Source organism: Actinopolymorpha alba DSM 45243 (assembly GCF_000373925.1).
Taxonomy (GTDB): Bacteria; Actinomycetota; Actinomycetes; order Propionibacteriales; family Actinopolymorphaceae; genus Actinopolymorpha; species Actinopolymorpha alba.
Genome location: NZ_KB892800.1, coordinates 20,762 through 32,932, shown reverse-complemented (window position 1 = coordinate 32,932; position 12,171 = coordinate 20,762). Strand labels below are relative to the sequence as shown.

Below are 12,171 nucleotides of genomic sequence, written 5' to 3'. Positions count from 1 at the left end.
CCATCACCTCCTCAGCGCTGCCCAGGTACAGCTGGGACACGATGCGTGGCTTGCCGTCCACCCGCGCCGACTCCACCAAGTAGTAGTAGGTCTGCTTCCCGCGACGCTTCCCCACGATCGACGCCATATATGGGTAATACAACCGCGGAACCAAAACCTCAAGCACCACAAGGAAGACACGCCGGTCAACTACGAAGGCCGGAAACTCCCGCTAGGGGTTGTTCATCGTACGTTCGTAGACGTCGGCCTCGAACTGCTCCAGCAGTTGCTCGCAGTCGGCGACCTTCTGCCGGGCGAGTTGCCTACCGTCGGCCGACATCCAGTCGCGTGCCTCGACCTTCGCCAGCCACCGACGCAGCTTCTCCAAGTCCTGCCGGATCTCCTCGGCCTCTTCGAAGGTGTAGTTGCTTCGGAAGCGTTCGAACTCGATCTCCTTGACGAACTTCGTGTCGCATTCCTCGACGATCTCGGCGTACTCCTTGGCCGACTGGCTCCGGAACCCCTCGACGAACTGCTCGCGGGCATCGGGTTCGACATCCCGCAGGGTCAGGAAAATGCTGGTTCCGCCGAGGTCAGCGATGCGCTGGCGTACTCGCTCCAGGCTGGCCCGCAGGTCCTCACGGTCGGGCAGCACGCACACGGCCTGCTGCACGTACAGGCCGCCGAGCCGTTTGAGCTCGCGCCACACTGCCACCCGGGCGCGCGAGGAGTCGCTGGGCACGCGGTAGATCAACATGAGCCAGGGGCCGTCCGAGGGGTCCTTGGCGGCGGGACGACGGGATGCGGCGGACACGTCCATCAGGCTAGCCGGCCGGATCCAAGAGCCGCTCCCTGAACCCCACCGGGCGGCGCTATGCGCTACGCGGCGAGCGGCGCGCCGTGGCCGGAGCTCGGGGAGGACTTGAAGCCGGCCAGCGTTTCAGCCAAGAATCACCGGGTCGGATCGTGGACGTAGACGGGAAGGACAGCGCGTGGTGACAGGCGAACGGCCGGGCCAGATCGTGATCCTGAACGGCATCCCGCGCGCCGGGAAATCCAGCATCGCCGCCGCGATCCAGCAGTCGTTCGACGGTGTGTGGATGAACATGGGGGTCGACGCGTTCAAACGGATGACCCCCGAGCGCTACCAACCCGGAATCGGCCTCCGACCCGGGGGTGAACGCCCCGACCTCGAGCCGCTGGTCGAGGTCCTGTATCGCGCGATGTACGAATCCATCGCCGCACACAGCCGGCTCGCAGCGAACGTCGTCGCGGACGTCGGGCACCATGACGACTATTCCGTCCCGCGCGGAATCCTTCCCGCCTGCGCGCGGCAGTTGACAGGGTTGCCGGTGATCTTCGTCGGCGTACGCTGCCCGGACGAGGTGGTCATCGAACGCCGGCGCGTCACGTGGGGCGCTCAGGACCCCTCGGAGGCCTCGATGCGCGTGGCGCGGTGGCAGCAGGCCGTCCACCGGCCAGGGATCTACGACCTCGAGGTCGACACCTCCCTGCTCACTCCGGAGGAGTCCGCCGAGCGGATTCGCCGGCGGCTGGAGAGCTCCCCGCCGCCCTCGGCCTTCCAGCAACTCGCGGCGATGGCAACGACATGAAGCTAACCAGCAGGGGCACCGCCAACTCGCGCCTGGACGATCGTTGGCGCCCTGGCCCGAGCAGAGGCCGACGTGGTACCCGGCGACGATGTGGCGGCCGGGGCACCCGCGCTCGCCGAACCTTGAGTTGATGCCCACTTTCGCGCGGGAACTGGGCATCTACTCGAGGTTCGACGCAAGGCCCTTCAGACCTGCCCACGATATGAGACAAGCCCTTGGGTTCGGGTTGCTCCTGCATTTCTCGGCATCCGGAACGATCGGGTGTACGCCATGTGAGACGGGCGCGACCTCACGCGGCATCTCGCCATGAAGCACGCTCAATTTGCCTTGCATAGTGGCGACTTCCCGCGTGGGGTCCCCGGAGTCTCACATCGCGTACACCCAGTCAGCCCGGATGCTGAGATACAGCGCAAGCCGTCCGGCACGCGAGACAGCCGACCCCGCCGCGGTGAGGGATCAGGGACTTGTCGGAAGGATCGACACCCCTCCCACGCGCAGAACCTTCGGACAAGTCGCGGACGCACTCGGAGGTTTATTCAAAACACCATGCGAGCTCCAGGGCCCCCTTGGTTGCCCCAAATGATCACGTTTACGTGGTCATTGCCTGCTTCGCATGGTGTCGGTGCCATGCAAGGCATGTAATGACCACGTATACGTGATCATTTGGCTCGTCACGCAGCAGATCGCGTCGCTGGCTGCGCCTCCCTGTCCGAGCAACCTCTTAGTCGATGAGGGTCTCGGCGACCTCGACGGCTCGGTCGATGGGTATGGCGAAGCCGATGCCGATATTGCCGCTGCCGCGCGGTCCGACGGTGGCGATCGCGGTGTTGACGCCGACCACCTGGCCTCCGGCGTTGACCAGCGGCCCGCCGGAGTTGCCCGGGTTGATGGCCGCGTCGGTCTGGATGACCTCCTGGCGGCGCGACTCACCCAGTGCGGCCTCGCGGTCGAGTGCGCTCACGATGCCGGCGGTGACGGTCCCGGCGAGGCGTAGCGGTGATCCGACGGCCAGGACGCTCTCGCCCACCCGGAGGTCGGCCGACCGTCCAAGCGTGACGGGGCGTAGGCCGGAGGCGGTGGTACGAAGCACCGCGATGTCGGTCGCGGTGTCCACGCCCACGATCGTCGCTCGTACGGTCCGGTTGTCCGGCAGCACGACCGTGACGGTGTTCGCGCCCGACACCACGTGCGCGTTGGTGAGGAGGTGACCGCGCCCGTCAAGGACGAAACCGGACCCGCTGCCCTGCCCGCGGCCACTCGTGGCCCGGACCGTCACAACACTCGGCAGGACGGCCGCGGCGGCGTCGGCGATCGTGTTGGAACCCCGCCCCGGTTGTGGAGCCGGCGACTGGGAGCCGCGTAGCGGGCCAGGCAGGGGCAGGTTGACGGGAGCGCCGTTGTCGCTGCCCGACGTAGACGATGCCACCGCGCCGCCGATCCAGCCGGCGGCGCCACCCGCGAGCACCGCCAGCGCCATCGCCGCGGCGACGACCCGGACCGGGCGCCAGGCCCGGTTGGCCGTGCCGCCGGGCGACGGCGCGTCGGGGGAGGGTGCTGGCGGGGCGCTGCGTCCAGCCGGTGCGGTGGGGGCGACCGCCGGCGGCGCGGTGGCGTTCGGAGGGCCACTGTCAACGCGACCTTGCGGTCGGGTCGATGGTGGCAGGAAGAAGTCTGGTCCGCGGGTGGTCGTCATGGCAGGCGGGCGAACCATCGCAGGGAGGCCAACCCGGCGAGCACGGCCGCGGCCAGCGCGAGCCCGGCGACCATGGTGGTCACCTCGCGCTCCTCCATGGTCCAACCGATGGAGGAGTCGAGGGTGTCGTAGACGGAGCGGAGTTCAGTGTCGCTCTGCGCGCTCGCGAAGGTCCCGCCGCTGTCCTGGGCGAGTTGCGCCAGCGCGTCGGAGTCGACGGGTACGGCGGTGGTCTGGCCGCCGATCTCGACTGTGCCATCAGGTGTGCCGTACGCGATGGTCGAGATGGGTACGCCGGCCGCCTCAGCCGCCCGCGCGGCCTCCTCCAGCGCTCGGCCCGAGGTGTTGGCCCCGTCAGACAGCAACACGATCCGGGCCGGCGGCGGATCCTCGGCGGCGCGCGCGTCAAGGGAGGCGATGCTGTCGAGGCTGGTGAAGACGGCCTCGCCGATGGCGGTGCTCTCGCCGAGCGTGAGGTCCTGGATCGCGGTCACGGCAACCTGCCGGTCGGTGCTCGGTCGCGCCGCGACGGACGCCGTACCCGAGAATCCGACCACCCCGACGTTGAACCGCTCGGGCAGCCCTTCGACGAACTCCGTCGCGGCCTGCTTGGCCACCTCGATCCGGCTCGGCGCCACGTCTGTGGCCCGCATCGACAGGGACGTGTCGAGGGCGACCAGGACGGTGGCGCGTTCGCGGGGTACGCGGACGTCGGTGACCGGACGCGCGATCGCGAGCGTCAGCAGAACCAGCGCGACGAGGAACGCCGCCGCCGGAACGTGCCGGCGCCAGCCCGGGCGCCGTGGGGCGACGCGTTCGAGCATCGGCAGCGTGGCGAACCGGATGGCGTACCGCGACCGGCGCCGCTGGGCGATCAGGTACGCCACGACGAGGGCGGCGGCGACGGCGAGCAGCCAGAGCCAGAAGGGCTCGCGGAACGTCATCGGTACTCCCTTCCAGGCCGGGCGGGCCGGCGGGCGGCGGCTCGTCGCTGGGCGGCCGCGAACGCCGCCACGTCGCGCACCCAGTCCCGGTCGGTCCGTAAGACCAGGTGCGCGACGCCCGCGGATCGGAACGCCGCGCGGGTCCAGGCCCGATGCGCGTCGGCGACGGCGGCGTAGCGTTCCCGGAGACGCCGGCTACTGGTCGACACCTCCCGGCGCCGCCCGGTCTCGGGATCGACCAGGGTCAGTAGCCCGACGTCGGGGAGTTCGAGTTCGCGCGGGTCGATGATCTCGACCGCGATCACCTCGTGCCGGGTCGCGAGCCGCCGCAACGGCCCCTGCCAGACTGGCGGGCCGTCGTGGTCGCGCTCGCCGCCGTCGAGGAAGTCCGACGCCACGACCCGCAGTCCCGGCCGCGGATGTTCCTTGTGCAGCAGGGTCAGCGCCCGCGCGAGGTCGGTGGTCGGCTGGTATCCGGGTGCGAGTCGGGGCAGTGCGAGCAGGGTCCTGAGTGCCCGGCGGGTGGCCACCACACCGGCGCGAGCCGGAATCCGGCCCAGGGTGGTGCCGTACGCGATCCGCACGCCCAACCGGTTTCCCGGCCGGTCCGCGAGCAGCGCGACGGCACCCACGATCGCGGTCGCGAGGTCCCGCTTCTCCACCGCCGCCGTACCGAAGTCCATCGACGCGGAGGCGTCGACCAGGGCCCAGGTCTCCAACTCCGGTTCGGCGATGGGTGCCCGCACGTGCGGGTCGAGCGTGCGGGCGGTGACGTTCCAATCCATCCGGCGTACGTCGTCCTGGCCGGGGTGGTACGGCCGGGACTCGTCCGGCTCGCTGCCCGGACCAAGCCGCAGGCCCGTGTAGTCGCCGTGCAGCAGGCCGGCCAGCTTCCGGCGTACCGTCAACTCCACCTTGCGCAGCGCGCGTTCCTGCCCGGCAGGGTTCATGCCGGCGTCCATGTCGCCACCGGCGTTCATGCGGCCGACTCCGCTCGCTGGTCGTCGGCGGGTACGACGCGTGGCTGCGCCACCGTGGCCACCACGTGCTCGACCAGGCTCCTCGGATCGACGGCGTCGGCGAGCGCCTCGAAGGTGAGGACCAGCCGGTGCGCCATCACGTCCGTCGCCACGTCCGCGATGTCGCTGGGGAGTACGTAGTCGCGGCCACGGAGCAGCGCGAGTCCGCGCCCCGCCGCGACCAGCCCGAGCGTCGCCCGCGGGCTGGCCCCGAACTCCAGCCGCTCAGCCAGATCGGCCAGCCCGTAAAGCGCCGGCTCCCGGGTGGCGTGGACCAGCCGGACGGCGTACTCCGCGACCGCGTGGTGGACGAAGACGTCGTCAGCCGCGTCCTGGAGTTCGGCGACCCGTTCGGGGGTGAGGATTGCGCTCGCGTGCGGAGGGCGAACGCCCATCCGCTGCAGGATGGTGAGCTCCTCCAGCGGACTCGGATAACCCACGGAGATCTTGAGGAGAAACCGGTCCCGCTGGGCTTCGGGAAGGACGTACACGCCTTCGGACTCGATGGGGTTCTGGGTCGCCAACACCAGAAAGGGTTCTGGGAGGGGATGGCTGGCGCCGCCAATGCTGACTTGACGCTCGGCCATCGCCTCCAGCAGGGCGGACTGCACCTTGGCCGGCGCGCGGTTGATCTCGTCGGCGAGTACGAGATGGGCGAAGATCGGCCCGAGTTCGGTGTCGAAGGACTCCGTGGACGGGCGCCAGATACGGGTGCCCACGATGTCGCCGGGCACCAGGTCGGGCGTGAACTGCAACCGGGCGAACCGACCCCCGACCACCTCCGCCAGGGTCCGCACGGCCAACGTCTTGGCAACCCCTGGCACTCCCTCGAGCAGGCAGTGGCCGCGTGCCAGCAGGCCGACGAGCATCCGCTCGACCAGGTGGTCCTGGCCGACGACGACCCGCTTCACCTCGACCAGGACCCGTTCGAGCAGGGCCGATGCCGCACCCGGCCCAGCTGCGGACTGGACTTCTGGAACGAGCTCGCTCAGCTCGCTCATGCGCGACCTGCGGGAGCCTCGTCAGGGCTGGTCGCCTCGCTGGCGCCGCCGTTGCGGCCCGCCTTCTCGGGGCAGTCCCACTCCTCGGCGCTGGTCCGCGCGCTCCCGCCACTCGCTTCGCCTGTGCGGTCAGGGGTTTGGTCGGCGCGGTCAGGGGTTTCGTCGGTGAGTTGGACGTACGTCGGCTCGGACTCCTCGCCACCCAGGGCGTACGCGACACCGCCGAGCGTCAACGCGCAGGCGGCACCGGCGCCGCCAGCAACGAGGAGGAGACGGGAAAGCCGGGGACGTCGGGAGAGCTCAGGCATGCGGCTCGTTCCTTCCGGAGTGGCCGGCTGATCCGGCCAGCTACCCGGCAGCACATCAAGCGGCCGCGAAAACGACCGGAAGGAAGAGCGAAAGCAGGCCGAAAGAGCGGCCCGATTACGCGCCGGAGCGCGGCTTCGGTGCGTCAGTCCGCGGAGGTGGCGCCGAAGCGGAGGCCATCCATCAGCAGGTCGAGCAGGCGGCGGGCCTGTTCGCGTTGTGCCGGCTCGCCCGCGGCAAGGGGGACGCCGCTCAGGCTCACGAGCACGTCGCCGGGTTCGACATCCGACCGCACGGTCCCGGCAGCGGCGCCGGCGCGAAGCAGCGTGGTCATCGTGGCGGTGAGCCGGTCGCGGCTTTGTTCGTAGGGGTTGCCACCGGAAGCGATGACCGCGCGCAGCGCGCCGGCCATGCCTTGCTTGGTCGTCATGTAGTCGACGAAGCGATCCATCCAGGCACGCGTCGCTTCGTCCGGCGGCATGGTCCGCAAGAGGTCCGCGGCAGCGTCGCACAGCCTCCCGAGCTCGTTGCGGTACGCCGCCTCGACGAGCGCCTCGCGGGTGGGAAAGTGGCGGTAGAGCGTACCGATACCGACGCCCGCGTCCTTCGCGATCGCATCGAGCGTGACGTCCGGGCCCTCCTGGGAGAACGCGCGTACGGCGGCGTCGAGCAGCCGGTCGCGGTTGCGCTGGGCGTCGGCGCGCAGCCGGCGGGAGTCAGGCGCGGCCACGGCTCCTCCTTTACCGGTCGCTTCGGGTCGTCGCGACCCGTCGGACTTCGGGCAGGGCTTGCAACCGGAGGATCCTCCGATTAGGGTGGGAGTCATACCGGAGGCTCCTCCGGTTCAGATCGTACCGCTTGGGCCTCCCGATCCGCATTGCCCAATGACGCGAGAAAGATCATGACTCCGAACACACCCATCACCACACCGTTCACCGCCGAGTCCACTGCCGCGGAGGTCGTGGACGGCATCGATCTCACCGGTCGCCGCGTCGTCGTGACGGGCGGCGCCTCCGGCATCGGCGTCGAAACCGCCCGGGCGCTCGCCGGTGCGGGCGCGGCAGTAACCCTGGCCGTCCGCAACCTCGAGGCAGGGGAGCGCACCGCTGAGGACATCGCCGCGACCACCGGCAACAAGCAGGTTCTCGTCGCGCCACTGGACCTGGCCGACCAGGCCTCGGTCGCGTCGTTCGTCGCCGGGTGGGAAGGCCCACTGCACATCCTGGTCAACAACGCCGGCGTGATGGCATCGCCGCTGATGCGAACCCCACAGGGCTGGGAGATGCAGTTCGCCACCAACCACCTCGGCCACTTCGCGCTGGCCACCGGCCTGCACGGCGCGCTCGCGGCCGCCGGCGGGGCGCGCGTCGTCTCGGTCAGTTCCAGTGCCCACCATCGCTCGCCGGTCGTCTTCGACGACATCCACTTCGAGCGGCGCGAGTACGAGCCGTGGCTGGCGTACGGGCAGTCGAAGACGGCGAACGTTCTGTTCGCGGTCGAGGCGACGAGGCGCTGGGCGGACGACGGCATCACGTCCAACGCGCTCATGCCTGGTGGCATCCGGACCAACCTGCAGCGCTACGTCAGCGAGGAGGAACTCGAGCGGCTGCGCGCCGCCGCCGCCGCGGGTGGCGCCGGCCGGAAGTGGAAGACGCCCGAGCAGGGTGCCGCCACATCGGTGCTGGTCGCGACGTCGCCGCTGCTCGACGGCATCGGCGGGCGCTACTTCGAGGACTGCAACGAGGCCGAGCAGAGCCGGCTCGACGCCCTTACCGGCGTCGCCGCCTACGCCCTCGACCCCGAGGCGGCCGCGCGGCTGTGGACGGTCTCGGTCGAGATGCTGTCCGCGTAAGCCCCCGGCTCGCGTTCCTTAGTACGAAAGCCGACCGAAAGAGCGACCCGGTTGCGGGCCGGCGCGCGGCTACGGTGGTTGCCGTGCGTGTGCTACTTGTGGAGGACGAAGACGGGCTCGTCAGTGCGCTGCGTACCGGCCTGGCCCGAGCCGGTTATGCCGTGGACGCGGCACTCACCGGCGCCGAGGCGGTGGAGAAGCTCGCCGCAACGGCGTACGACCTGATGATCCTCGACATCACCCTGCCCGACACCAACGGCCTCGACCTGTGCCGCGGGGTGCGGCGCGGCGTGATCCCGACGGCGGCGGGTCCCGACCTGCGGGTGCTCATGCTGACCGCGCGGGCCGGGCTCGCGGATCGGGTCCGCGGACTCGACGAGGGCGCCGACGACTACCTCACCAAACCCTTTGCCCTGGTGGAGTTGCAGGCCCGCATCAGGGCGCTTCTGCGCCGCGACATCACCGCCGGCTCGGCGGTACTCACGGTGGGCGGCTTGTTGCTCGACAGCGCACGGCACCTCGCCTCGCGCGATGGCCGGGAACTCCAGCTCACCTTGAAGGAGTTCGGTGTGCTGCGTTATCTGATGTCGCGGCCGGGCCACGTGGTCTCGGCCGAAGAGCTTCTAGAACACGTGTGGGATGAGAACGCCGACCCGTTCACCCAGAGCGTCCGCGTGACGGTGGGTACACTGCGCCGCAAACTCACGGTTGACAGCGAGGAACCCTTGCTGGAAACGGTGATCGGGCGCGGCTACCGGTTGCGGGTCGCGTCATGAGGCGGCGTTGGATTCCGCTGTGGGCGCAGACGATTCGGTTCCGTTTGACGGTTACGTACTCCGCGGTGCTGTTCGGTCTTGCCGCGCTCTTGCTGGGTGGCGTCTTTCTCACCCTGCGGACCAACGCCGAGGCGGCACCGCTCAATACGATCACGGTGCAGAAGACGTATCGCGACTCGGCTGGCGAACTCCAGATCAAGGAAGGCCATTCCTTTCTCGCGGCCGATATCCGCAGTGTCGAGGCGGCGGTCAACTACAAGAGCATCAAGCGGCTGCAGACGTACTCCCTGGCCGCGCTCGGCGGGTTGTTCGTCGCCAGCCTGGGCACCGGATGGTGGCTTTCTGGCCGCGTACTCCGGCCGGTCCGCCAGATCACCACCGCCGCACAGGAGATCTCCGCCACTGACCTTTCCCGCCGGATCGCGCTCAAGGGGCCGCGCGACGAACTGCGGACCCTCGCCGACACGGTCGACGGCATGCTCGGCCGGCTGGAGGATGCGTTCGCCGCGCAGCGCCAGATGGTCGACGACGCCTCGCACGAGCTGCGCAATCCGCTCGCGGTGATCCAGGCGAATGTCGATGCCGTCCTCGCTGATGACACCGCGACGCCCGAGTCGCGGGCGCAGGCGAGCGCGATCGTCACCCGTGCGCTTCGCCGGATGACGCAGCTGGTCGAGGATCTGCTGGCGTCGGCCCGGCGAAGTTCACCGGCGTTCGTCGACACTGACGTCGACCTCGCGGCGATCGCGCACGAGGCCGCGGAGGAGTACGCGGTGCTCGCCACTCGCCCGGCGGCTGGCGTCTGGCCCGGTCGTGGCCGGCGATGCGCAGGCGCTGCGGCGGGCGGTCGACAACCTGCTGTCGAACGCCGTCCGCCTCGCGCCCGGCGAGAGTCAACTGGTGCTTGCCGTCGGCAGCCAGAACGGCTGGGCGTTCATCGCCGTCCGGGACGCAGGGCCGGGGATCGCCGCCGGTGACCAGGAACGCATCTTCGATCGGTTCTACCGCTCCAACCGTGGCGGCGCTGCCGTGCCGTCGAGCGGGGAGCGCCGGTCCGGCCTCGGGCTGGCGATCGTGCGGCAGATCGTCGAAAGTCATAGCGGCTCGGTCGCCGTGCACTCCGCGCCAGGGGTCGGAAGTACGTTCGTCCTCTGGCTGCCCGATCGGTCGCTGGCCGCGCCCGACCGGCGTGCCGCCGCGCCGCCCGCCGACGATCCCCTCGGCCCGCGAGCTGAGGTGGTAGAGGCCTGACAGCGTGCGCGGCGCCCCCGCCGCGACCTCACGCGCCAAATCCTCACCACGCAAGGTGAAGAGGCATTCAAGGATCGTGAAGGATTCTGGTCAAATAGCGACGAGAATCCTTCACGATCATGTGGCCGCACCTCGGCGGCGTAGATCTTGGTCGGGTCGAGAGTTCCTCGCGAGGCGAGATCGCTGGGGAGGTTGGGGTGACTGCGATCTGCAGGCGCGAGAGGTATTGAACAACGCCATCCAGGCAGGGCTTTCGGTCCGCTTTCTGGTCCGCTGGCGATGCTGGCCGTTGCCTCATCGCACCACAGCTAGCTGGCGGCACCTCGCATTCGTAAACCTGGAAGGACGTTCGCATGGTCGGGGCCACGTCGACGCACGGCACCAGACCGCGCGCCCGCAGGCGTTCAGGAGGGGTACGCCGATTCACGGCGGTCGTCCTGAAGACCGCGGTACTCAGTGCGGCTGCTGTCGGGACAGTGGTGCTGGGCGGATTCGCGGCGCCGGCCCTGGCGCACCACGGTGGAACCGGCGACTACGACGCGAGCCGGCCGATCTACCTCAGCGGCACCGTGATCAAGGCGAGCTACGGCTATCCCCACGCCGTTCTCCAGATCAGGGTCCCGGCCAAACCTTCTGCCCCCGCTGACCTCGGCGACGTTTGGGACATCCGGGGCCGCGAGTTCTGGCAGGGTGAGCCGGTCGTCGAGGGTGCCGGCCAGGACCGCGAACTCCTGCTCCCACCCGATATCACCGGGACGATCGGGTCGATGGACAACCGTCCCGGCGAGGGCGACACCGTGTCCGCGATCGCCTACCGGCGCTGCGATGGCGATGAGTACGACGACGAGCTGCGGGTCCAGCTGATCAGCTTCGCCGGTGAACGCCTGAAGTACGAGGGGACGATCACCCGGATCACCGACGGGTGCCCCACCGGCTCCGCGGAGACCGAGTCCGAGGGGAGCGCTGGGCAGGCGGCCGAGAACCGTGGCGAGCAGGCTGCCGGCCCGTCGCGCGACGCCGCCAGCGACAGTGACGACAGCAGCAGAAACCTGGTCGCGATCGTGGGGGCCGCCGCGGCCGGTGTGGTCGGTGCGGCGGTCGTCTTCGTACTCCTGGCGGCACGACGCGCGGGCGCGGCCAAGGATCCGGAAGCTGGTTCGTGACTGTGCGGGACGGGCTGGAGAGGGTTCTGAGTTGGCTGGAAGGAACGCCGGTCGCGGAGACGGTGCGTACTCTCCCGTGGGCCTATCCGGGCCTGGAAAGTGCCCACATCATCGGGATCGCGCTCTTCGTCGGTGTGGCCGCGGTGTTCGACCTGAGGTTGCTCGGCGCGGCGCGGGGCATTCCGGTGTCCACTGCCGCCCGCTCGCTCCTGCCGTGGTCCTGGGTCGGGTTCGGGATCGTCGCCAGCTCTGGATTTCTGATGCTGATGGCGAACGCGGTCAGCCTGGCCGACAATCCCGCGCTACAGCTGAAGGCCCTGCTGATCCTGCTGGCCGGCCTCAACGCGGCGGGTTTCCACCTCGGCCCCTACCGCACCATCGGCCGCTGGGAGGGTCGCGACCGGAGTCCGGGGTACGTCAAGGTGCCGGCGATCGCGTCGCTCCTCTTGTGGCCGACGATCATCGTCTGCGGCCGGCTCATCGCGTACGTCTGACCTCGCTCGTACGACGTCATGCAACGGAGGTGTGGGCAAAACCTTCCAGGATGATCAAGTGACACGTAAGATGTCGCCAG

General features: G+C 69.6%; 14 protein-coding genes. 7 read left to right on the top strand and 7 right to left on the bottom strand.

Annotated features, from left to right (window positions below; all coding sequences use genetic code 11):
• Nucleotides 1-211: 211 nt before the first annotated feature.
• On the bottom strand, nucleotides 212-799 hold the full coding sequence (locus B141_RS0132600; protein WP_020579388.1) for a Chromate resistance protein ChrB: 588 nt from the start codon (nucleotides 797-799) through the stop codon (nucleotides 212-214).
• Nucleotides 800-971: 172 nt separating this feature from the next.
• Between B141_RS0132600 and B141_RS0132595 the strand changes: the two genes are divergently transcribed.
• On the top strand, nucleotides 972-1,592 hold the full coding sequence (locus B141_RS0132595; RefSeq protein WP_020579387.1) for a chloramphenicol phosphotransferase CPT family protein: 621 nt from the start codon (nucleotides 972-974) through the stop codon (nucleotides 1,590-1,592).
• A gap of 721 nt (nucleotides 1,593-2,313) precedes the next feature.
• Here the strand turns inward: B141_RS0132595 and B141_RS0132590 are convergent.
• The 6 genes from B141_RS0132590 to B141_RS0132565 all read right to left on the bottom strand — a co-directional run bounded on the left by B141_RS0132590 (nucleotide 2,314) and on the right by B141_RS0132565 (nucleotide 7,285).
• On the bottom strand, nucleotides 2,314-3,285 hold the full coding sequence (locus tag B141_RS0132590; protein ID WP_020579386.1) for a S1C family serine protease: 972 nt from the start codon (nucleotides 3,283-3,285) through the stop codon (nucleotides 2,314-2,316).
• On the bottom strand, nucleotides 3,282-4,229 hold the full coding sequence (locus tag B141_RS0132585; RefSeq protein WP_020579385.1) for a VWA domain-containing protein: 948 nt from the start codon (nucleotides 4,227-4,229) through the stop codon (nucleotides 3,282-3,284). Before B141_RS0132585 ends, B141_RS0132590 begins: the two co-directional genes overlap by 4 nt.
• Nucleotides 4,226-5,209 (bottom strand): DUF58 domain-containing protein, encoded by a 984-nt coding sequence (locus B141_RS44055; RefSeq protein WP_020579384.1) that lies wholly within the window; start codon nucleotides 5,207-5,209, stop codon nucleotides 4,226-4,228. Before B141_RS44055 ends, B141_RS0132585 begins: the two co-directional genes overlap by 4 nt.
• Complete coding sequence (locus B141_RS0132575) at nucleotides 5,206-6,249, bottom strand: AAA family ATPase (RefSeq protein WP_020579383.1); 1,044 nt, start codon at nucleotides 6,247-6,249, stop codon at nucleotides 5,206-5,208. The genes B141_RS44055 and B141_RS0132575 overlap by 4 nt, the downstream gene beginning before the upstream one ends.
• Nucleotides 6,246-6,557: a hypothetical protein gene (locus B141_RS0132570; RefSeq protein ID WP_020579382.1), complete on the bottom strand. Its 312-nt coding sequence runs from the start codon at nucleotides 6,555-6,557 to the stop codon at nucleotides 6,246-6,248. The genes B141_RS0132575 and B141_RS0132570 overlap by 4 nt, the downstream gene beginning before the upstream one ends.
• 143 nt (nucleotides 6,558-6,700) lie before the next feature.
• Nucleotides 6,701-7,285, bottom strand: coding sequence for a TetR/AcrR family transcriptional regulator (locus B141_RS0132565; protein ID WP_020579381.1), 585 nt, complete (start codon nucleotides 7,283-7,285; stop codon nucleotides 6,701-6,703).
• Between the two features lie 171 nt (nucleotides 7,286-7,456).
• On the opposite strand from B141_RS0132565, the gene B141_RS0132560 reads away from it, so the two are divergent.
• The 6 genes from B141_RS0132560 (at nucleotide 7,457) to B141_RS0132540 (ending at nucleotide 12,091) form a co-directional block, all read left to right on the top strand.
• Complete coding sequence (locus B141_RS0132560; RefSeq protein WP_020579380.1) at nucleotides 7,457-8,407, top strand: SDR family NAD(P)-dependent oxidoreductase; 951 nt, start codon at nucleotides 7,457-7,459, stop codon at nucleotides 8,405-8,407.
• Nucleotides 8,408-8,490: 83 nt separating this feature from the next.
• A complete protein-coding gene (locus B141_RS0132555) occupies nucleotides 8,491-9,183 on the top strand; it encodes a response regulator transcription factor (RefSeq protein WP_026257768.1) in 693 nt (230 codons plus the stop codon).
• Nucleotides 9,180-10,160 (top strand): histidine kinase dimerization/phospho-acceptor domain-containing protein, encoded by a 981-nt coding sequence (locus tag B141_RS44050; protein WP_237742861.1) that lies wholly within the window; start codon nucleotides 9,180-9,182, stop codon nucleotides 10,158-10,160. Before B141_RS0132555 ends, B141_RS44050 begins: the two co-directional genes overlap by 4 nt.
• Entirely contained in the window at nucleotides 10,042-10,434 is a 393-nt protein-coding gene (locus B141_RS51880) for a sensor histidine kinase (protein WP_237742863.1), read from the top strand. The genes B141_RS44050 and B141_RS51880 overlap by 119 nt, the downstream gene beginning before the upstream one ends.
• Nucleotides 10,435-10,787: 353 nt before the next feature.
• Nucleotides 10,788-11,597 (top strand): DUF6152 family protein, encoded by an 810-nt coding sequence (locus tag B141_RS46495; RefSeq protein ID WP_020579377.1) that lies wholly within the window; start codon nucleotides 10,788-10,790, stop codon nucleotides 11,595-11,597.
• The gene (locus tag B141_RS0132540; protein ID WP_020579376.1) at nucleotides 11,594-12,091 is read left to right on the top strand and encodes a DUF6644 family protein; all 498 of its coding nucleotides are present in this window, start codon (nucleotides 11,594-11,596) and stop codon (nucleotides 12,089-12,091) included. The genes B141_RS46495 and B141_RS0132540 overlap by 4 nt, the downstream gene beginning before the upstream one ends.
• The last annotated feature ends 80 nt before the right edge of the window (nucleotides 12,092-12,171 follow it).

Bases quoted from the DNA above. Each gene is read 5' to 3' on its own strand.
- B141_RS0132560 (WP_020579380.1), top strand. From the start codon at position 7,457: ATGACTCCGAACACACCCATCACCACACCGTTCACCGCCGAGTCCACT.
- B141_RS0132575 (WP_020579383.1), bottom strand. From the start codon at position 6,249: ATGAGCGAGCTGAGCGAGCTCGTTCCAGAAGTCCAGTCCGCAGCTGGG.
- B141_RS0132600 (WP_020579388.1), bottom strand. From the start codon at position 799: ATGGACGTGTCCGCCGCATCCCGTCGTCCCGCCGCCAAGGACCCCTCG.
- B141_RS0132585 (WP_020579385.1), bottom strand. From the start codon at position 4,229: ATGACGTTCCGCGAGCCCTTCTGGCTCTGGCTGCTCGCCGTCGCCGCC.
- B141_RS0132570 (WP_020579382.1), bottom strand. From the start codon at position 6,557: ATGCCTGAGCTCTCCCGACGTCCCCGGCTTTCCCGTCTCCTCCTCGTT.
- B141_RS0132590 (WP_020579386.1), bottom strand. From the start codon at position 3,285: ATGACGACCACCCGCGGACCAGACTTCTTCCTGCCACCATCGACCCGA.
- B141_RS44050 (WP_237742861.1), top strand. From the start codon at position 9,180: ATGAGGCGGCGTTGGATTCCGCTGTGGGCGCAGACGATTCGGTTCCGT.
- B141_RS46495 (WP_020579377.1), top strand. From the start codon at position 10,788: ATGGTCGGGGCCACGTCGACGCACGGCACCAGACCGCGCGCCCGCAGG.
- B141_RS44055 (WP_020579384.1), bottom strand. From the start codon at position 5,209: ATGAACGCCGGTGGCGACATGGACGCCGGCATGAACCCTGCCGGGCAG.